We start from the raw sequence: 213 nt of genomic DNA, 5'->3' as shown, positions 1-213 counted from the left end.
CTGTTAATCCGCAGGTCCCTGGTTCGAGCCCAGGTCGGGGAGCCAAGAAATACAGAGGACAATCAAGGCCTTACAGCGCAAGCTGTCGGGCCTTGATGCTTTTTCGGGTCCCAAACCCGGCGATGTCAGTGACTTTGTCAGTGCCATCCGGTCGCCGAGCGTCGCGTGATGTCGCGCGCAGGCTACAACGCCAGGGGTGTTTTCCGGCACCTC

1 protein-coding gene is annotated in these 213 nt (G+C 60.1%); it reads right to left on the bottom strand.

Translation table 11 applies throughout. The annotated features are described in order from the left end of the window. Positions 1-3 precede the first annotated feature (3 nt). Positions 4-213: hypothetical protein (locus THIARS_RS18835; RefSeq protein ID WP_222423108.1), on the bottom strand; the 210-nt coding region annotated here is incomplete at its 5' end.

Origin of the sequence: Thiomonas delicata (assembly GCF_900088825.1) — a bacterium.
Lineage (GTDB): Bacteria > Pseudomonadota > Gammaproteobacteria > Burkholderiales > Burkholderiaceae_C > Thiomonas_A > Thiomonas_A delicata.
Note: the sequence above shows the minus strand (reverse complement) of the source record. Positions and strands in the feature narration are given on the sequence as shown.